The organism is Xenorhabdus thuongxuanensis, assembly GCF_001908095.1.
GTDB classification, from domain to species: Bacteria; Pseudomonadota; Gammaproteobacteria; order Enterobacterales; family Enterobacteriaceae; genus Xenorhabdus; species Xenorhabdus thuongxuanensis.
Genome location: NZ_MKGR01000020.1, coordinates 21,718 through 40,615, shown reverse-complemented (window position 1 = coordinate 40,615; position 18,898 = coordinate 21,718). Strand labels below are relative to the sequence as shown.

Below are 18,898 nucleotides of genomic sequence, written 5' to 3'. Positions count from 1 at the left end.
AAGTGGATAGGGAGTTTTATGAGTGATTCAAAACAGAGCCTGCAAAGGGGACTTGAGGCACGTCATATTGAGCTGATTGCGCTAGGTGGCACAATCGGCGTAGGGTTGTTCATGGGATCAGCCAGTACCTTGAAATGGGCCGGTCCTTCTGTTCTGCTGGCTTACATTATTGCTGGGCTTTTTGTTTTTTTCATTATGCGTTCCATGGGAGAAATGTTGTTCCTTGAACCTGTAACAGGTTCATTTGCTGCTTTTGGGCATAAGTACCTAAGTCCTTATTGGGGGTGCCTGACCGCATGGGGTTATTGGTTCATGTGGGTTTCTGTCGGGATCTCAGAGATTACTGCTGTTGGCGTCTATGCTGAATTCTGGTTTCCGGAATTGCCTCAATGGGTTTCGGCACTGGTAGCGGTTGGATTGGTTGCCTTAGCTAACTTGGCGGCAGTGAGGCTGTATGGTGAGCTGGAGTTTTGGTTTGCCATGATCAAAGTCACAACGATTATTGTGATGATCCTGATTGGCGTTGGTTTGATTTTCTTCGGTTTGGGCAATGACTGGCAACCTATTGGTTTGGATAACCTGACCTCACATGGTGGTTTCTTCTCCGGTGGATGGAAAGGCTTCTTATTTGCCCTTTGTATTGTGGTCGCTTCCTATCAGGGGGTAGAGCTGGTTGGTATTACTGCCGGTGAAGCAAAAAAACCACAAGTAACCCTTAAAAAAGCGATCAACAATATCTTGTGGCGTATCCTGATTTTTTATGTTGGTGCCATTTTTATTGTTGTAACGTTGTTCCCGTGGACAGAAGTTGGTGCACATGGTAGCCCGTTTGTGATGACTTTTTCTAAAGTTGGTATTGCTTCCGCGGCCGCGGTGATTAACTTTGTTGTGCTAACTGCTGCGTTATCAGGATGTAATAGCGGAATGTACAGCGGTGGCAGAATGCTGTATGCCTTGGCGCAAAACCGTCAATTGCCTGCTTCATTGCTGAAGCTGTCGAAAAATGGTGTGCCGGTAAGATGTATTGCAATTACAATTGGTTGCTTGATTGCAGGTTCCAGCCTGAATTATATGATACCAAATCCGCAGTCAGTATTTGTTTACGTTTATAGTGCCAGTGTATTGCCTGGCATGGTTCCATGGTTTGTGATTCTAGTCAGCCAATTGCGTTTCCGTAAGCATCATGAGGAAGCCATAAAACAGCATCGGTTTAAATCGATTCTGTTCCCTTATGTCAATTACCTGACATTGATTTTCCTGTGCTGTGTATTAGTGGGGATGGCAATTAACACGGATACACGTTTCTCACTGATAGTGGGGGGAATATTTTTGTCGGTAGTGTCATTAATTTATTGGTTGATGAAATTTTATTCATCTAAAAAATCGATATAATTTTATCGATTGGTTTTTAATTTAAAAAACGATTTATGGTAATACTGCGGTGGGAAAGTGCTGGCTTTATCAGCTAAATGAGCAAAGCATAATCAAACGCATCATTTCTTTTAAAAAAGCACTGGACAGTACGACGTTAAATCCGTACTATCCTCCACCGCAACGGCGTTAAGCGCCCGTAGCTCAGCTGGATAGAGCGCTGCCCTCCGGAGGCAGAGGTCTCAGGTTCGAATCCTGTCGGGCGCGCCATTTAAAGCGTGCAAGAGCAGTGGTAATGGGTTATCGTGGTTTGGCGTTTGTTGTAATGTAGCGCTGTATGAATTAGCGCTATGTAAAAAGATAGCTGTTATGGTGGCTATAGCTCAGTTGGTAGAGCCCTGGATTGTGATTCCAGTTGTCGCGAGTTCGAGTCTCGTTAGCCACCCCATCTTTTTTATGAAACGCGAGGGTGGCGGAATTGGTAGACGCGCTAGCTTCAGGTGTTAGTGTCCTTACGGACGTGGGGGTTCAAGTCCCCCCCTTCGCACCATAAGAAAGATAAAAAATATATTTCGGCGAGTAGCGCAGCTTGGTAGCGCAACTGGTTTGGGACCAGTGGGTCGGAGGTTCGAATCCTCTCTCGCCGACCAAATTCTGAGAAAATCCCACTATCACGGGGTTTTTCCATTCTAGCTACTTCTTAATTACTTTCTTTTCTTCCTATTTTTCCTGCTGATAAAAAATTTTCCCTTTTTATTTCCTCTTAATTTCTGTTTGATATTTAATCAAGAAATCGAATGCTATTGTTGTTATTAATGCATTAACATGATGTTTTAAAATATATTTTTGTATTAGTGTTGTATTTCAACGACAAACAGTATCACTTAATGTCTCAAATAGGAGACGCTTAACTATATGATTTATATTTACTATGTGTAAATGGTTCGAAAGGCGTCTCAAATGAGAGACGGTATTTTTAACGATATTTGGTGAAAATTAGGTTATCTATTATGGAAAGCCGGTCAAACCTTGGGTAAGAAAAATCTATCCTGATTGAAAAAGTTGGCACGTAAAATGCAAAAATTAAAATCGTAGATGCTCATCCCACTCCTTATGACAGCATATGACTTCATAAATCTCGGGATGATGTAGAGCTGATTGTCGGTGCCTATGGTCCACGTTATAGATGAGTAAGCATCTGCCTTTTCATCGCAAACCGGACACAACGTTGAGTGAGGCACTATCCGTCTGTAGACCTGATTATATTTATACACCTGTCTCCTTTGATAGGTGTTTTTTTTGTCTGTAGAAAAGTAAGGATAGGCTTCAGGCAGTTTGCCATGAGCTCTAATGGTGAATGCACCTCGGTTAACGACTCAATTGCATTCCATATATTTCATCGTTAACTGAGGCGTGCCTCCGCGCTTTTATACTTCGACTTCGCTATCACGCTTCAAGGTCAGCATAAAGCCTTTATTGCGGGTTTGGGTGGCTTCTTCACGTTTTTGCAATTTGTCCAGTGCATCGGCAAGCCATGCATAATCATGAGCATCTGGTCGCTGTGCAAGCGCTGCTTTAAATGCTGACTCAGCATTCGCCCATTCACCATGGCGCAAGGCAACTTGTCCCAGTGTACTATTGAGCAATGGAGTTGCACCATGTTGCTTTAACAGGTGAGAGAGGATCTTCTGTATGGCTTCAGAATCACTTGTCTTAAGGTGGGGAATTAATAGTAGCAGACGTTCATCGTAGTGCTGTTTTAATCCGTCCAAAATGATTTGCTGGGCAGTCTCGTGATCATTGCATTCAATCAAATGCTCGGCTATGGCGACTTGCAGCACAATGTCATTGCGAATTTTGCGGCTTTGATCTTTCCACCATATTTTCAGCCCCGTACCGCCTTTCTCTGCCATAACCTGATTCATTAATCCGATATAGGCTTGCTGACGCAATTTAAGAATTTCTTCTTCACTGTGCAGATTAGCTTTCAGCATGGAAGGAAAAATATCAATCAGGGATTGATAATCACCTGAAAGAGAGTAAGCCTGTTCCGCCAATCGCAACACTTCAGGGTGACGAGGGACATAATTCAACAGCTTGTCCACGCCAACGCGTGCGGCATGAATTTCACCTTGTGCCAATTGGACACGGACACGGGTAATATCGACGGGGAGCAGATCCTTATCAGCAACTTCTGCTGCTTGTTCAATATATTGGTTGGTGCGGAAATAATCACCGCGCCGTTGGGCTGCCTCTGCCGCCAGCAGATAATTCACGACAGGAAGTTCTGCATGGTCAGCATTGCGAGCCATCAGGAGTTCAACTTGCTTGAAGTCCCCTTCAGCGAATTTCAGCAGCGCCTGTTTGGTTTGTGAACGAGCACGATTACGTTTATATCCACCAAAGATCCAGCTATGAGTGAATGTACTGGTACGTTTTAAGCGGCGATAACACCAGCCGATAAAAATCAGCAGGAATTGCAGCAGAAGGAAGATAATCACCAGACCGGTGATACTGGTGGTGATATTGGATCTGTCCGTCTGGATCAAAACATATCCTTGATGACCTGACATCAAGGGGCCAACTACTATCCCCACAATAAGGATAATGAACAGTAAGAATATCTTCAGCATGTTCAGTTCTCCTTAACGGGGGTTTTTGCCTGATCGGTGGTTTCTGCCGTCGACCGTGATTGTGCCTCAGGCTGAATTTCAGGTTGGGAACCTGTTTGGAGTTGCTTAGCATGCGGTAAGTTATAGATACGTTTACGAACCAGCTCTGCCAATATTGGTTGGCTGTTTAGTTGTTCAGGAATATCGATGGATAACGGTCTCTTTTGCAGTGAAGCAACGTTTGTTAAAAAGCTCTCTGCCTCAGGGTAAGAGGTATCAAAATAGGCATTCACCCAGGATTGAACATCTTCCAATGCGTCCTGATAAATTTTAACCTGATGACGAGGAACCGCCTGCGCAGCAATCAGTAATTTGGAACGAATATTCTCGCGTAGGTAAACACCTTGGTTAGGTGCCAGCAGCGGCTCTTTGCTGTTATCACGTGGAGTAATGGTAACGAAGTTATCCATAAAGCTGTGCCAGCTATTGCTCAGGTTCTGGCGCCAATCAGAGAGGGAAGCAGTGATCCCATGATCGTTTTCCTTCTCCGATGTGGCTTGTTCAACTTTATTGGCAAGGTGTAAGTGATCGACTTGGTTTGATAGCTGATTCAGCATCAGGATAATACCGTCTAAATCAATCTGTTTGATTTTGGTCAGGGAATCGATATCTGCCATAATAGCTTTACGGGCATAGAACAGGCTGGGATCATCCATTTCGGCCAGGTTCTGGTCGGCATCTTTCAGCAAGGCGAGGGCAGTAGTAATATCCTGTTCGCTCCATACTTTTCGGCCCGCCATTTTAACGAAAGAGCTTGCCTGCGCCAGTCGCCAGTTTTCGATGTCAGTATTTGAAAATGCTGAAACTCGGTTTTGAAGCTCTGCAATGCTACCATCCAGCCGCTGGTTTTGTGAATTGGCTTGTTGTAAGGAATCTTCCAGCTCTTGGAGTTTGGAGTCAAAGTTTTGCTTATTGGCAGACTGCTGTTGTGTCAGAGAGGCAATCTCTTGTTGAAGAGCGAGATTTTCGGCTTTTAATGCTGCATTCTGTTGTTGACCATGATAATAAATATAAAGACCACCAACGCCTATCGCCAAAGAAATGGCAATTGAGAGCGTATTACCCACCCATCCATAACTCTTGGGTTTATGGGGAGCCGTTGCAGGCTGCTGAGGGCGTTTTGTCTCAACCGCATCGGTAGATTGTTTTTGTTCCGTCATAGTGGACATCCCATATTAATTTATTCCAGTGCCTGGATTAAGGCGTCATTATCTGCACTCTTGGCTACTTTTATTGTTTGCCAGCCCAAAGTTCGGGCGATATCAGCAAGACGTTTGCTGACTACAATCAGCTTGCAATTCAGTAACCATGCTTTTCCATTGCTATCAGTTACTAAGTTATATAACAGTTGCAGTATTTCGCCACTTGTAACAACGATGGTTTTTATACCACATTGCTGCCATTGACGACTGAAATAGGCTATATCGTATTTGACTGGCTGGCGTGAATAACATTCACAGTAATCTACTTCACCTCCACGGAGTCTTAATGTGGAGGCAATCACTTCACGGCCACCATTGCCTCGTAGCAATAAAATCTTTTTATTGCCCATTGTCTGTAAAGTGGGGAGTTGAAGTAGATCTTCACTGGTTTCCCCCTGCTTAGAGTAGGCGATTTCTAATCCAGTTAATTGCTGAAACATCAGGGAAGTTGATTTGCCAATCCCATAATAAGATAACTGTTCAGGCCATGACTGGCCTGCTTGAATAAGCTGTTCATTGGCATAATGAACGGCATTTTTTGATAATAGAAAAACCAGATCTTCCGCAGACAGCCATTGCAGTTTTTGTGGCAGTAATGGCAAATCTGCCCCCGGATGAATTTCGATGAGGGGGGCGCTGAAGGCTGATTTTCCAATAGACCGCAGTCGCTTGACCAATTCCTCTCCTGCGGGGACAGGGCGGGTGATCAAAATACTCATTTCGGTAGGTTCCTCTGGTATACGCTAGCCAGAATCTGGCGTGCGCCCTTCTCCAATAACTCTTCCGCCAATGCGATACCCGCTTGATGAGCTTCTTTGGGTGATACTACTCTTTCACCGCGTACGATCACTGTGCCATCAGGGGAACCTACTAGCGCGCGTAGCCAAATATTCTCTCCCTGCCAGATGGCATAACTGCCAATTGGTACCTGGCAGCCCCCTTCAAGGCGGGTGTTCATCGCTCTTTCAGCAAGAACACAAACTTCTGTTCTTGCGTGGTTCAAGGGTGACAACAGTTCACGGGTTTGACGATCATCGAGCCGACATTCAATACCTACCGCTCCTTGGCCGACGGCTGGCAGCAATAACTCAGGCTCTAATGGCATACGAATGCGTTCTTCCAGCCCCAATCGTTTCAGACCCGCTGTTGCAAGAATAATGGCATCATAATCGCCGTTATCGAGCTTGTTCAGGCGGGTACCGACATTACCACGCAAGTCACGAACAGTAAGATCAGGGCGTAGCTGACGGATTTGGCATTGGCGGCGTAAACTGGATGTACCAACAACACTTCCAGCAGGTAGGTCATCGAGCGAGGTGTATTTTACTGAAACAAAAGCATCCCGTGGATCATCCCGTTCGCAGATTGTGACCAATCCCAAACCATCAGGAAATTCGACAGGGACATCTTTCATGGAGTGGACGGCAATATCAGCCCGCTTTTCAAGCAGAGCCAGCTCTAATTCCTTCACAAATAACCCCTTACCTCCCACTTTTGCCAATGGGGTATCGAGAATAATATCGCCGCGTGTAACCATTGGAACCAGCTCTACTTGCAGTTCTGGATGGAAGTGTTTCAGTTGCTTTTGAACATATTGCGCTTGCCACATAGCTAATGGGCTTTGGCGGGTAGCGATGCGAATGGTTTTCATTGTCATGGATAAATATATTAGGTAAGTATATTGGGTAACTGTATTAACTAATGGCTTCCATATTCTTCATCTTACAAATTTGTTGCTTTATTGACCGCTGTATTGACTGCTGTGCAATTTGAATCGATGGGAAATAATGATTTTTAGCTATCAGTTAGTGAGAAAATAGTGCCAGTTTTAACATCTCAATGATTTTTTTTCCAGTTACGAAAAAGCCAGAGAAAATCAAAATAGTATATGGATATACAGGTTATAAAATAAAAATAATTTTAAATATTAAAATAATATTTTATTTTAATGAAGAAAATAAACAAAGAGATTGATTTAAAAGCAAATTGAAATTTGTGCTTAGCTTAATGATAAAAAGTGGTGAAAATATTTAACAATAAGAAAAATATTATTCAGTTAAATATTTATGAAATAGTGATGTATTTACAATGCTTTACAACTGAGATATGAAAAATAATCAACGATAATAGTTATGCTAAAAAAGCATATTATAGTGTCTATTTTGTGATTAACTTAATATTTTACAAAGAGTTAATTATATTTCGGCTATTGCAGGCGAAGAGAAAAGATGGTATTGCGTACTTTACGCTTTGATTGCAAGGTGTTAAATTGATCACGTTTCCGACAATAAGTTTGTAAAAATAATTTTAAATAATCTTGTAATACCATGCGTTATCGGAAACAGGGGACTACTTTAGGCACTGGAACTGATATCAGGCGAAACTCTTGTATCTCTATATTGAAACGCTGAAGCAGCGACTGGATGCAATTAACCAACTTAGATTAGAACGCGCCACTAGCTTAATGAGTGATGCTTTCAAGCAAGTTTATAGTTTAATTCCAGTATTATTACATTATCATCATCCAATGATGCCAGGTTATATCAAAAGCGATGTTCCTCATGGTGTTTGCTTTTTTATGCCTGATGAAGCACAGCAGTTTTGGATTAATGATCTGGATTGCCTGCTTACCGGTATCCTGCCAGATGTATCGTCACATGCATCTAATGGTGAATTACCGATAACGGGAATTTACTCCATGGGCAGTACCTCTTCTATCGGGCAAAGTTGTTCTTCTGATTTGGATATTTGGGTTTGCCATCAATCCTGGTTGGATAGTGACGAAAAAGCTTTATTGGAACAAAAATGTACCTTGATAGAACAGTGGGCGGCTTCACTGGGTACTGAGGTTACTTTTTTTCTGATTGATGAAAACCGTTTTCGGCATAATGCCTCTGGCAGTTTGAACGGTGAAGATTGTGGTTCTACCCAACATATCCTTCTGCTTGATGAATTTTATCGCACAGCGGTTTGTATGGCTGGCAAACGCTTATTATGGGCAATGGTTCCGGTGGAAGAGGAAGTTCATTATGATGAGTACGTCCTTTCTCTCTATGCCCAAGGTGTGTTGACGCCAAATGAATGGTTGGATCTGGGCGGCTTGGGTGAATTATCCGCAGAAGAATATTTTGGGGCGAGTCTCTGGCAACTTTACAAGAGCGTGGACTCTCCTTATAAGGCTGTATTGAAAAGCCTGCTGTTGGAAGCTTATTCATGGGAGTATCCCAATGGAAAACTTCTGGCGATGGAAATGAAGCAATATTTTCATGATGGTGCGATTGTTTCTTTTGGCCTCGATGCTTATAGCATGATGCTGGAGCGTGTAACCCGCTATCTGACTGCCACTAATGACCTTGCGCGCCTTGATTTAGCGCGTCGTTGTTTTTATCTGAAGGTATGCGAGAAATTATTGGTAGGCCAGAATGACAAAGGCTGTACAGGATGGCGTCGTCAGGTTATGTCCCAGTTGGTGCGTGAATGGGGTTGGGATGAAAATAAACTGGTCATGTTAGATAACCGTAATTCATGGAAAATTGAGCAGGTACGTGATGCCCATAATGAATTGCTTGATACCATGATGCAGAGTTATCGCAACTTAATACGCTTTGCCCGCCGCAATAATTTAAGTGTGAGTGCCAGCCCGCAAGATATTGGTGTATTGACCCGAAAATTGTATGCGGCTTTTGAAGCATTGCCCGGTAAAGTGACTTTGGTGAATCCCCAGATATCACCAGATCTGTCAGAAAAGGATTTGACCTTCATTTATGTCCCTCCGGGACGGGTAAACCGCAGTGGTTGGTATCTTTACAACCATGCCCCCACGATTGAATCGATCATTGGTCATCAACCATTGGAATACAATCGCTATCTGAATAAATTAGTTTCCTGGACCTATTTCAATGGCCTGCTAACGAAAGAAACTCGACTCCATATTCATCACGGGGGATCTCAGTGTGACAGGCAGAAATTATGTAATTTGGTGGATGACATTGCCGTTCATTTCCCAATCCGTTTACCTGCCCCCGCCCCAAAAGCACTATACAGCCCTTGTGAAATCCGCCACTTGGCGATCGTTGTCAATTTAGAGCAAGATCCAACGGCTGCATTTTCTGAGCAAGTCGTTCATTTTGATTTAAGGAACCTGAATGTTTTTAGTTTTGGCGAGTTGCAGCAATGTTTGGTAGGTAGCATTGATTTGCTTTACCGCAATTCATGGAATGAAGTGAGAACCTTGCATTTCAGTGGCGAACAATCGGTATTGGAAGCATTGAAGACTATATTGGGCAAAATGCATCGAGATGCCGCACCGCCATCTGATGTTGAAGTATTCTGTTATAGCAAGCACTTGCATGGATTGATCCGCACACGTATTCAGCAATTAGTTTCGGAATGTATAGAGTTACGCCTGTCCAGCAACCGACAAGATCCAAACCGTTTCAAGGCATTACGGATTGCAGGGCAAACATGGGGGTTATTCTTTGAACGGCTAAACGTTTCGGTGCAAAAATTGGAAAATGCAGTGGAATTCTATGGTGCGATTTCCAATACCAAATTGCATGGTTTGCCAGTCAAAATTGACACCAAAGAAAAACACTTACCGTCGGTAATAGACGGTTTTGCCTGCGAAGGAATTATCCAGTTTTTTTTCGAAGATATTGAAAACAAACAAGGGTTCAATATTTATATTCTTGATGAATCCAATCGGGTGGAAATTTATTCCCATTGTGAAGGCAGTAAAGAAGAGTTGGTGCGAGATATCAGCCGATTTTATTCATCATCGCATGATCGTTTTACTTATGGCTCTAGTTTTATCAATTTCAACTTGCCGCAGTTCTATCAAATTGTTAAGAAAGGTGAGCGTATCCATGTCACTCCATTTATAGAGGGAGTGTACCCAGTGGATGATATAGAAGCGAATGATACAAGGCTCTATGCTGACGAGTGCCTTGATAAAACATGTGGGGCACATGATCCTTATCGTTCGCTGTATCACTATTGATATTGTCAACTACCCTAAGCGCCTGTTTTATCAGGCGCTTTTATTAGATATCTTTCGTTGACTAATTGTTTTTATTGGGTTTTGATGAAATAAAGCTGTTTTTGATGAAATATAGTCACGCAAATTGGAATGGCTCACCGCTTTGCTCAGTAATAGCTTGTGCCAGCATAGAGATAAAACCATTACCACTGCGGTCACAAATCCACTGGCTATCCCGATAATTGAAATGGTAGCCTCCATTCTTGGTTGCCAGCCATATCTGATGGAAAGGCTCTTGGCGGTTAATAATGATTTTGCTGCCGTTTTCAAAACTTAGCGTCATCACTCCGCCGTTTGTTTCATAGTCGATATACGCATCACCATCGTAATTATCCAGTTGCTCTTCAAGATGAAGCATCAATTGATCAGCTAATTGATGAAATTCGCTATCTTTCATGTTTATTTCCTATTTGCTTTTCAGGGCCTAGCTGCGATTATAGAGAGTATTGGCGCATGAATCACAGGCATTAATATAATGAAAAAACAACTTCGTTGGTCACTGGCTATCATAACATTACTTTCTCTGGCGGGTTGTGGCTTGAAAGGTCCCCTTTATTTTCCTCCTGCGGAAACATCTGCAACACAAGTACCTATGCACAAAATGGATAAGGTTAAGCCAGAAAAATTATTTAAAAACAGCTTATTAAAAGACAATATATCGATGAATGTTTAATGATAGTGATTCGGTAATGTGATTTCTCTTGGAGCCGTACATATATGCAGTTCTCCAAAATGCATGGTCTTGGCAATGACTTTATGGTCGTTGATGCAGTGACCCAAAATGTTTATTTTTCTCCAGAGTTAATTTGCCGTCTGGCTAACCGGAATACTGGGGTGGGCTTTGATCAACTTTTGGTTGTTGAAGCTCCCTATGATCCTGACTTAGACTTTCACTACCGCATTTTTAATGCTGATGGCAGTGAAGTTTCCCAGTGTGGTAATGGGGCACGTTGCTTTGCCCGTTTTGTTCGTCTCAAGGGGTTGACCAATAAACGTGATATCAAAGTCAGCACGCAAGCGGGTCGAATGATATTAAGCATCACAAATGATGATCAAGTTTGTGTCAACATGGGAGAGCCGGACTTTGAGCCGCAGCATATTCCTTTTCGTGCCAATAAGGCTGAGAAAACCTATATCATCCGTGCAATCGAACGTACGGTGCTTTGTGGGGTTGTGTCGATGGGAAATCCCCATTGTGTCATACAGGTTGAGGATGTGGACACTGCCGAAGTGGGAATATTGGGACCCGTGTTGGAAAGCCATGAGCGTTTTCCTGAACGAGCCAATATTGGTTTCATGCAGGTAATAAATCGGGGTCATATTCGCTTGCGTGTCTATGAGCGTGGCGCTGGTGAAACTCGGGCATGTGGCAGTGGTGCATGTGCCGCAGTAGCTATCGGTATCCAGCAAGATCTGCTGGATAATCAGGTTCGGGTTGATCTTCCGGGTGGGACACTGCAAATTCGCTGGGATGGGCCGGGCAAACCACTTTTTATGACTGGGCCTGCAACCCATGTTTATGATGGTACGATTCATTTGTGATTGATTCTGTGTTTGTTGAGTCTCTCTTGAAATATGGGGCATTGGAAAATGGGTGAAAAAGACGATCCATTGCACAACGGAAACAAGCTGGATGATCAAGCAGTTGTAGATTATTTGTTGAATAATCCAGATTTTTTTATCCGTAATGCCAATATGGTCGATAAGATAAGAGTTCCTCATCCAGTACGGGAATGTGTCTCTCTAATGGAATGGCATATGAACCGCCAGAGGAAACGTATCTGTTATTTGGAAGACGATCTGAACCATTTGATAGAGCAGGCGAAACAGAATGAAGTGCTGTTCATCTGCTTATTGCAACTACTGTCAGATCTCTCTGGTGCCAAGAGCTTACAGGACTTTCTTTCCTGCTTAAGTTTATGGTCGAAAACATTGGGATTGAGTAACAGTTATATTCGGTTATTCAGTGATAAATGGCATCTTGGCGCACCATTGAATGTGCCGGAGCTGGCTATTTCTCGCCAAGCTTTTGAATCCGTTCGCATTAAGCGATTTGGGGAAAAAAATCATTATCTTGGCCGATTGCATGGCCCGGAGATTTTATTATTGATGCCACAGGCACGCCATGTTGGCTCAGTGGCGATTTCCCTTTTAGGATCACGGGGGGATTTGGGCATGGTCATTTTCAATAGCCATGATAAACAGCACTATCACGAAGACATGGGAACTGACATTCTCGACCATTTGGCGAAGCTGTTGCCAGGCTTGTTGTCCCGTTGGGTTGAACGCGCATGACTCAGCCGATAGATTTACTGTTAGCGCCCGTGGAAGGTTTTTTGCACTATTTGCGGGTTGAGAGACGTTTAAGTCCTGTTACGATAACTAACTATCGACGCCATTTGACAGTCTTGGCGGAAATGTCACTGGAAATGGGGATACGTGAATGGCAGGAGTTAGATCCGGCTAAAGTCAGAATGTTTGCCTCCCGCAGTCGTCGGGCAGGATTGCAGTCTGCCAGCATTGCGTTGCGTTTTTCTTCTTTGCGTAGTTTTCTTGACTGGATGGTAATGCAAAATAAGTTGGCAGCTAATCCGGCTAAAACCGTCAGTACCCCCCGTAAAAAACGCCACTTACCTAAAAACATGGATGTAGATGAAGTTAACCAACTGCTCAATATTAATCTGAACGATCCGTTGTCAGTGCGTGACAGAACCATGCTGGAAGTGATGTACGGAGCGGGATTGCGTTTGTCTGAACTGGTAGGTTTGGATTATCGCCATTTGGATTTGGAAGGAGGGGAAGTTTGGGTACAAGGGAAGGGTAGCAAAGAACGTAAAGTACCGTTCGGCCGTATGGCGCAGGAATGGCTCCAGCGTTGGCTGGAAATGCGGGAATTACTTGAGCCGGAAGATGATGCGGTTTTCATTTCCACCAAAAGCGGAAAACGTCTCTCTGCCCGTAACGTACAGAAACGATTTGAACAGTGGGGGATTCGGCAAGGTGTTAGCAGCCATATTAACCCTCATAAATTGCGTCACTCTTTTGCCACACATATTCTGGAGTCCAGTGGCGATCTGCGAGCAGTGCAGGAATTACTTGGTCACGCGAACCTGTCGACCACCCAGATCTATACCCATTTGGACTTTCAGCATTTGACCAAAGTCTATGATGTGGCCCACCCCAGAGCCAAACGAGGGAAATCATAATGCGTTTTTATCGGCCTATCGCGCCGTTTGCTGCGATGACATTCGATCTGGATGATACGCTTTACGATAACCATCCTGTAATCGATAAAACCGAAAAAGAAGTGTTGTGTTTTATCAGGCAGTACGATGCCAAATTCGGTCACTTTGGGCATGAAGATCTGCATGTATACCGCCAGGCGGTTCTTGAACAGGAACCCGATATTTATCATGATGTAACTTCATGGCGCCGGCAATCCGCAGAACTCATGTTTACCCAACAGGGCTTCAATGATGAAGAGGCCGTACGTGGTACGAATGAAATAATGTCTTGTTTTATGTACTGGCGTAACCAAATCACTGTTCCAGAATCTACCCATAAGACTTTGTCCATACTGGCGGAAAAAATGCCGTTAGTGGCAATTACTAATGGGAACGCTGAACCTTCTGCATGTGGGCTTGCTCCTTATTTTGAATTTGTATTGAAAGCGGGCATAGATGGGCGCTCCAAACCTTACCCTGATATGTATCAGCTTGCAGCAGAGCGGCTCAACCTACCGATAAATCAGCTCCTGCATGTGGGGGATAATCTGCATACCGATGTAGAAGGAGCACTTTGCAGTGGTATGCAAGCCTGTTGGATCAACATCGAAAATAAAAACTTGATGCAGGAGTCTGAGGGGCGTCTGGTGCCACATATTGAGATTTCTGATTTGGCTTCTTTGGTAGCACTGATATAATTTCAAATTGAAATCTATATAAAAATATTAACAACTGACGGTAATTATGGACGTTTCTTATCTGCTCGAAAGCCTCAATGATAAACAACGTGAAGCGGTCGCAGCTCCCCGTAGTAATATGTTAGTGCTGGCTGGCGCTGGCAGTGGTAAAACGCGCGTACTGGTTCATCGGATTGCCTGGTTACTGTCAGTTGAAAATGCCTCGCCGTTTTCCATCATGGCGGTCACGTTTACTAATAAAGCTGCTGCTGAGATGCGGCACCGGATTGAAAACCTGATTGGCACCAGTCAGGGCGGAATGTGGATCGGCACATTCCATAGTCTTGCTCATCGCTTGTTGCGCGCCCATCACCTTGATGCAAATTTACCGCAGGATTTCCAGATCCTTGATAGCGAAGATCAGCACCGCCTCATCAAACGCATTATTAAAGCGATGAATCTGGATGACAAACAGTGGCCAGCTCGTCAGGGGATGTGGTACATCAATGGCAAAAAAGATGAAGGATTGCGTCCACAGCACATTGAAAGTTATGGCAATCCGGTAGAGGCAATCTGGCTGAAAATCTACCAGGCTTATCAGGAAGCGTGTGACCGTGCAGGGCTGGTGGATTTTGCGGAATTATTGCTACGCGCCCATGAACTTTGGCTGAACAAGCCGCAGATCCTGCAACACTATCGTGAACGTTTCACCAATATTTTGGTGGATGAATTTCAGGATACCAACAGCATTCAATACGCCTGGATTCGCCTCCTGGCTGGCGATAGCGGCAAGGTCATGATTGTCGGGGACGATGACCAGTCCATTTATGGCTGGCGTGGTGCGCAGGTAGAAAATATCCAGCGTTTTCTCAAGGATTTTCAGGGAGCGGAAACGCTCCGTTTGGAACAGAATTACCGTTCGACCAGTAATATCCTTAAAGCTGCCAATGCCCTGATTGCCCATAATAGTGATCGTTTAGGTAAGAACTTGTGGACAGAAGGGCGCGAGGGAGAGCCAATTTCACTTTATTGCGCCTTCAATGAATTGGATGAGTCCCGTTATGTTGTCGGCCGTATCAAGCATTGGTTGGATAATGGCGGAGCACTGAAAGAGTGTGCGATCCTGTATCGAAGCAATGCCCAATCCCGAGTCTTAGAAGAAGCCTTGTTACAGGCTTCCATGCCTTACCGAATTTATGGTGGCCAGCGTTTCTTCGAACGTCAGGAAATCAAAGATGCCTTGTCCTACTTGCGTTTGGTAGCAAACCGTCACGACGATGCCGCTTTTGAGCGTGTGGTGAATACACCAACACGTGGCATTGGCGACAGGACACTTGATGTTGTGCGCCAAGCGGCGCGGGATCAACAAAAAACCTTGTGGGAAAGTAGCCTGGTATTGATACAGGAAAAAGTGCTGGCTGGCCGTGCGGCATCTGCGTTGCAACGCTTCATCGAATTGGTGGATGCGCTGGAAACAGAAACGCAGGAAATGCCATTGCATGTGCAGACCGATCGCATTATCCGTGATTCTGGCCTATGGGCGATGTATCAACAGGAAAAAGGCGAAAAGGCGCAGGCACGTATCGAAAACCTTGAAGAACTGGTCACAGCAACCCGCCAATTCAGCTATCAGAACGAAGATGAAAACCTGCTGCCATTGCAAGCCTTTCTTTCCCACGCCGTGCTTGAATCGGGAGAAAGTCAGGCGGATGCCTATCAGGATGCGGTGCAACTGATGACCTTGCATTCGGCGAAGGGTCTGGAATTCCCGCAAGTCTTTATTGTGGGTATGGAAGAGGGCATGTTTCCGAGTCAGATGTCCATTGACGAAGGCGGTCGGCTGGAAGAAGAGCGTCGTTTGGCTTATGTAGGCGTTACTAGGGCGATGGAAAAACTGACACTGACTTATGCGGAAAGCCGTCGTTTATATGGCAAGGAAGTGCATCACCGCCCATCTCGTTTTATTGGAGAATTACCGACAGAATGCGTGGCAGAAGTTCGCTTGCGGGCAACGGTATCTCGTCCGGTCAGCCACAAACGGCTGGGCACGCCTATCAGTGCTAATGATAGTGGTTATGCTCTTGGACAGCGTGTGCGCCATCCTAAATTTGGTGAAGGGACGATTATCAATATAGAAGGCAGTGGGGAACATTGCCGCTTGCAAATCGCGTTTCAGGGTGAAGGTATTAAGTGGCTGGTGGCCGCTTATGCCAGACTTGAAACAGGCCAATAATCCGGTTGAATGTTGACAGGCTTTTTCTTCTAAGCGTAACATTCGCGCCTTACGATAAATGTAGGGAGTATAAGGAGACTTATGGTACATGCTGAACGCATTTAAATTAGAGAATAATCGCCTGCTCCGTCTTGAATTTGAAGAAGGTGATAAGTTATCTGACTCTATGTGGGTAGATTTAGTTGGTCTGGGGGATGATGATCGCCTCCGAGTCCAGAATGAGCTGGGACAAGTCTTGGCGACTCGCACCGAATTGGATGACATTGAGGCATCAGCCCGTTTTTTTGAAGATGAAGATGGTATGCACGTCCATTCATTCTTCTACTTTGAAGATGCCGAAGACCATGCTGGCAACTCGACAGTCGCATTTACCATTCGTGACGGTCGTCTCTACACATTGCGAGAGCGTGAACTCCCTGCATTTCGATTATACCGAATGCGTGCCCGTAACCAGACGATGGTTGATGGGAATGCTTATGAATTGTTGATGGATTTGTTCGAAACCAAAATCGAACAATTGGCTGATGTTATTGAAAACATCTATAGCGTGCTGGAATCCCTGAGTCGGGTCATTATGAACGGTAAACAGGGCGATGAATTTGATTCTGCTTTGTCTAACCTTGCTGAACAGGAAGATATTGGCTGGAAAGTTCGGTTGTGCCTGATGGATAGCCAGCGCGCGCTGAACTTCCTTGTGCGCCGTGCCCGCTTGCCTGCTAATCAATTGGAACAGGCTCGCGAAATTCTACGAGATATTGAATCTTTGCTGCCGCACAATGAATCCTTGTTCCAAAAAGTGAACTTCTTGATGCAAGCTGCGATGGGCTTTATCAACATCGAGCAGAGCCGCATTATCAAAATTTTCTCCGTTGTTTCCGTAGTATTCCTGCCACCGACGCTGGTAGCATCCAGCTACGGTATGAACTTCGAATTTATGCCGGAGTTGCATTGGACATTCGGCTATCCTGCGGCCATTGGGTTGATGATAGCCGCGGGTTTGGCTCCTTATCTCTACTTCAAACGCAAAAATTGGCTGTAGTTATTTCACCAGCTATCTATCTTCTTATTTTCTAATTAGTTGCTTTGTCCGCTGTTTCCACTAACCCAGAAACATAGTTACCTATGTTTCTGGGGAGAACCTCTTATTCAGCTACGACGACTTTAGTCTGGAGTTTCAAACAACCCTTTCCGGATGGGTGAAAATATTTCCAAATCTGACTGGTAACGAGACTTTCCCTCAAGTGCCAATTCAACCAAAACTCGACCGAACAAAGGTGCGTACTTGAAGGCACGACCGGACTCCATAATACACATTGACGCGCCCGGGTAGAATGACTGGGAGCATGGCTCGGTCGGAATACGACCTATGACAAGCTTACCGTCCGGACTCATGGAATAGAGGCAGGTTCCTACATTTTCGAAGTTTGCGGAATCAATGACTTCGGCGTCGAGAAGGTGCCCAAGATGCTGTGAGAGCTCCTTCATCAGACGGTCATTCACACCTGGACGGATTGCCGACGGCGCGTCAAAGATATCGTAGGTATAGTCCGCACTCATCTTCACCATGTTCTGCATCTCTGGTGAGAAGTTCAATGGAGGAAAACCGTAGAACGTACCGTTGTCACTTGCATCAATGTTGCCAAACTCAAACCAGACGGGAATCCTGGGACGATGTTTCTTTAACGGCCAGTAAGCATAGTTCATCTGCCAGATTTTCCAGCTTCGCGTCTGTTGCAGCCCCAGAGGGGTCAGAACTGAATCTGCCCACACTCCCGGACACACAATCAGGTGCCTCCCATGTACACTGATCGCTTTGTTTTCTCCTTGTATATGAAGGGAATAGCGATGATTTGTCAGTGTGTTTCTGTGGAAATCAATACCTGTTACTGAATGTTTATCCAGAACGTGGAGGCGCCCCGTTTGCTTGGCTGCATAAAAGAATGCTTTTGCAGCGCTTTGTACGTTGATGGATGCGCTGGTAGCCTGAACAAGTCCGACGTAATCGTCAGCTAGGGCCGCACGATTGAACACTGGAAAGCGTCGGTGAATGGCGTCAGGTGAATCAAGATATTCATAGGGCATTCCCATACGATCCATAGTCTTCTTGACTTGCTGGACGTTACCTTCGGTCGTCATGGGAGCGTCCCGATGTCCGAAAAAGATCAGGTCGTCCATCGCAAGTAGTCGTTCGCCGGTTGCCAGCTGTAGTTCCATCCAGAGGGCCAATGAGGTTTCGGCTAGACGCGCTTCGGATTCGTTGTCCTGCATCAGCCGGAACATTCTTTCGATGCCCTTGGAACTGTTGACATCGTTGCGTATTCCGTATTGGTCAATGACCAGAGTACGAAGCCCTCTGAATGTGGCGTAATAGGCACTGGCGAGTCCGATAATCCCGCCACCAATTATAACTATATCAAAGTCATCCCTAGGGTTGACTGATTGCATCATATTCTCCTTTCGAACTCATATCGTTTTGTATGC

General features: G+C 44.8%; 15 protein-coding genes and 4 tRNA genes. 13 read left to right on the top strand and 6 right to left on the bottom strand.

What is annotated here, in order from left to right; all coding sequences use genetic code 11:
* Positions 1-18 precede the first annotated feature (18 nt).
* The 5 genes from thrP to Xentx_RS13040 all read left to right on the top strand — a co-directional run bounded on the left by thrP (position 19) and on the right by Xentx_RS13040 (position 2,021).
* Positions 19-1,392, top strand: coding sequence for a bifunctional threonine/serine APC transporter ThrP (gene thrP, locus Xentx_RS13060; RefSeq protein ID WP_074020667.1), 1,374 nt, complete (start codon positions 19-21; stop codon positions 1,390-1,392).
* A gap of 172 nt (positions 1,393-1,564) precedes the next feature.
* A tRNA-Arg gene (locus tag Xentx_RS13055) sits at positions 1,565-1,641 on the top strand.
* A gap of 102 nt (positions 1,642-1,743) precedes the next feature.
* A tRNA-His gene (locus Xentx_RS13050) sits at positions 1,744-1,819 on the top strand.
* A gap of 15 nt (positions 1,820-1,834) precedes the next feature.
* Positions 1,835-1,921 (top strand) — tRNA-Leu (locus Xentx_RS13045).
* Positions 1,922-1,944: 23 nt separating this feature from the next.
* Positions 1,945-2,021, top strand: a tRNA-Pro gene (locus Xentx_RS13040).
* A 777-nt stretch (positions 2,022-2,798) separates the two neighbouring features.
* On the opposite strand, the gene hemY is transcribed toward Xentx_RS13040, so the two are convergent.
* The 4 genes from hemY to hemC are packed head-to-tail and all read right to left on the bottom strand — an operon-like array spanning position 2,799 to position 6,902.
* Entirely contained in the window at positions 2,799-4,004 is a 1,206-nt protein-coding gene (gene hemY, locus Xentx_RS13035; RefSeq protein ID WP_074020666.1) for a protoheme IX biogenesis protein HemY, read from the bottom strand.
* A gap of 2 nt (positions 4,005-4,006) precedes the next feature.
* Positions 4,007-5,203, bottom strand: a complete 1,197-nt coding sequence (hemX, locus tag Xentx_RS13030; protein WP_074020665.1) for a uroporphyrinogen-III C-methyltransferase — start codon at positions 5,201-5,203, stop codon at positions 4,007-4,009.
* Positions 5,204-5,223: 20 nt separating this feature from the next.
* A complete protein-coding gene (gene hemD / locus Xentx_RS13025; RefSeq protein WP_074020664.1) occupies positions 5,224-5,964 on the bottom strand; it encodes a uroporphyrinogen-III synthase in 741 nt (246 codons plus the stop codon).
* Positions 5,961-6,902 carry a hydroxymethylbilane synthase gene (gene hemC, locus Xentx_RS13020; RefSeq protein WP_074020663.1) on the bottom strand — a complete coding sequence of 314 codons (942 nt, stop codon included), beginning with the start codon at positions 6,900-6,902 and terminating at the stop codon, positions 5,961-5,963. Before hemC ends, hemD begins: the two co-directional genes overlap by 4 nt.
* 729 nt (positions 6,903-7,631) lie before the next feature.
* Between hemC and Xentx_RS13015 the strand changes: the two genes are divergently transcribed.
* A complete protein-coding gene (locus Xentx_RS13015) occupies positions 7,632-10,244 on the top strand; it encodes a class I adenylate cyclase (RefSeq protein WP_074020662.1) in 2,613 nt (870 codons plus the stop codon).
* 115 nt (positions 10,245-10,359) lie between these two features.
* On the opposite strand, the gene cyaY is transcribed toward Xentx_RS13015, so the two are convergent.
* Positions 10,360-10,680, bottom strand: coding sequence for an iron donor protein CyaY (gene cyaY / locus Xentx_RS13010; protein ID WP_074020661.1), 321 nt, complete (start codon positions 10,678-10,680; stop codon positions 10,360-10,362).
* Between the two features lie 78 nt (positions 10,681-10,758).
* Between cyaY and lptM the strand changes: the two genes are divergently transcribed.
* From lptM to corA, 7 genes are all read left to right on the top strand, one after another.
* Complete coding sequence (gene lptM, locus Xentx_RS13005; RefSeq protein ID WP_074020660.1) at positions 10,759-10,956, top strand: LPS translocon maturation chaperone LptM; 198 nt, start codon at positions 10,759-10,761, stop codon at positions 10,954-10,956.
* Between the two features lie 44 nt (positions 10,957-11,000).
* Positions 11,001-11,825 carry a diaminopimelate epimerase gene (gene dapF, locus Xentx_RS13000; protein ID WP_074020659.1) on the top strand — a complete coding sequence of 275 codons (825 nt, stop codon included), beginning with the start codon at positions 11,001-11,003 and terminating at the stop codon, positions 11,823-11,825.
* A 48-nt stretch (positions 11,826-11,873) separates the two neighbouring features.
* Positions 11,874-12,578 (top strand): DUF484 domain-containing protein, encoded by a 705-nt coding sequence (locus Xentx_RS12995; protein WP_074020658.1) that lies wholly within the window; start codon positions 11,874-11,876, stop codon positions 12,576-12,578.
* Positions 12,575-13,489 carry a tyrosine recombinase XerC gene (gene xerC / locus Xentx_RS12990; protein ID WP_074020657.1) on the top strand — a complete coding sequence of 305 codons (915 nt, stop codon included), beginning with the start codon at positions 12,575-12,577 and terminating at the stop codon, positions 13,487-13,489. The genes Xentx_RS12995 and xerC overlap by 4 nt, the downstream gene beginning before the upstream one ends.
* A complete protein-coding gene (yigB, locus tag Xentx_RS12985) occupies positions 13,489-14,205 on the top strand; it encodes a 5-amino-6-(5-phospho-D-ribitylamino)uracil phosphatase YigB (RefSeq protein ID WP_074020656.1) in 717 nt (238 codons plus the stop codon). The genes xerC and yigB overlap by 1 nt, the downstream gene beginning before the upstream one ends.
* 46 nt (positions 14,206-14,251) lie before the next feature.
* Positions 14,252-16,417, top strand: coding sequence for a DNA helicase II (gene uvrD, locus Xentx_RS12980; protein ID WP_074020655.1), 2,166 nt, complete (start codon positions 14,252-14,254; stop codon positions 16,415-16,417).
* Between the two features lie 88 nt (positions 16,418-16,505).
* On the top strand, positions 16,506-17,456 hold the full coding sequence (gene corA / locus Xentx_RS12975; RefSeq protein WP_074020654.1) for a magnesium/cobalt transporter CorA: 951 nt from the start codon (positions 16,506-16,508) through the stop codon (positions 17,454-17,456).
* Between the two features lie 122 nt (positions 17,457-17,578).
* On the opposite strand, the gene Xentx_RS12970 is transcribed toward corA, so the two are convergent.
* Positions 17,579-18,865 (bottom strand): FAD-dependent oxidoreductase, encoded by a 1,287-nt coding sequence (locus tag Xentx_RS12970; protein ID WP_208607585.1) that lies wholly within the window; start codon positions 18,863-18,865, stop codon positions 17,579-17,581.
* Positions 18,866-18,898: the final 33 nt, after the last annotated feature.

What these genes read in the sequence shown, in the direction of transcription:
- thrP (WP_074020667.1), top strand. Translation starts at nt 19, where the DNA reads ATGAGTGATTCAAAACAGAGCCTGCAAAGGGGACTTGAGGCACGTCAT.
- hemY (WP_074020666.1), bottom strand. Translation starts at nt 4,004, where the DNA reads ATGCTGAAGATATTCTTACTGTTCATTATCCTTATTGTGGGGATAGTA.
- hemX (WP_074020665.1), bottom strand. Translation starts at nt 5,203, where the DNA reads ATGACGGAACAAAAACAATCTACCGATGCGGTTGAGACAAAACGCCCT.
- hemD (WP_074020664.1), bottom strand. Translation starts at nt 5,964, where the DNA reads ATGAGTATTTTGATCACCCGCCCTGTCCCCGCAGGAGAGGAATTGGTC.
- hemC (WP_074020663.1), bottom strand. Translation starts at nt 6,902, where the DNA reads ATGACAATGAAAACCATTCGCATCGCTACCCGCCAAAGCCCATTAGCT.
- cyaY (WP_074020661.1), bottom strand. Translation starts at nt 10,680, where the DNA reads ATGAAAGATAGCGAATTTCATCAATTAGCTGATCAATTGATGCTTCAT.
- lptM (WP_074020660.1), top strand. Translation starts at nt 10,759, where the DNA reads ATGAAAAAACAACTTCGTTGGTCACTGGCTATCATAACATTACTTTCT.
- dapF (WP_074020659.1), top strand. Translation starts at nt 11,001, where the DNA reads ATGCAGTTCTCCAAAATGCATGGTCTTGGCAATGACTTTATGGTCGTT.
- Xentx_RS12995 (WP_074020658.1), top strand. Translation starts at nt 11,874, where the DNA reads ATGGGTGAAAAAGACGATCCATTGCACAACGGAAACAAGCTGGATGAT.
- xerC (WP_074020657.1), top strand. Translation starts at nt 12,575, where the DNA reads ATGACTCAGCCGATAGATTTACTGTTAGCGCCCGTGGAAGGTTTTTTG.
- yigB (WP_074020656.1), top strand. Translation starts at nt 13,489, where the DNA reads ATGCGTTTTTATCGGCCTATCGCGCCGTTTGCTGCGATGACATTCGAT.
- uvrD (WP_074020655.1), top strand. Translation starts at nt 14,252, where the DNA reads ATGGACGTTTCTTATCTGCTCGAAAGCCTCAATGATAAACAACGTGAA.
- corA (WP_074020654.1), top strand. Translation starts at nt 16,506, where the DNA reads ATGCTGAACGCATTTAAATTAGAGAATAATCGCCTGCTCCGTCTTGAA.
- Xentx_RS12970 (WP_208607585.1), bottom strand. Translation starts at nt 18,865, where the DNA reads ATGATGCAATCAGTCAACCCTAGGGATGACTTTGATATAGTTATAATT.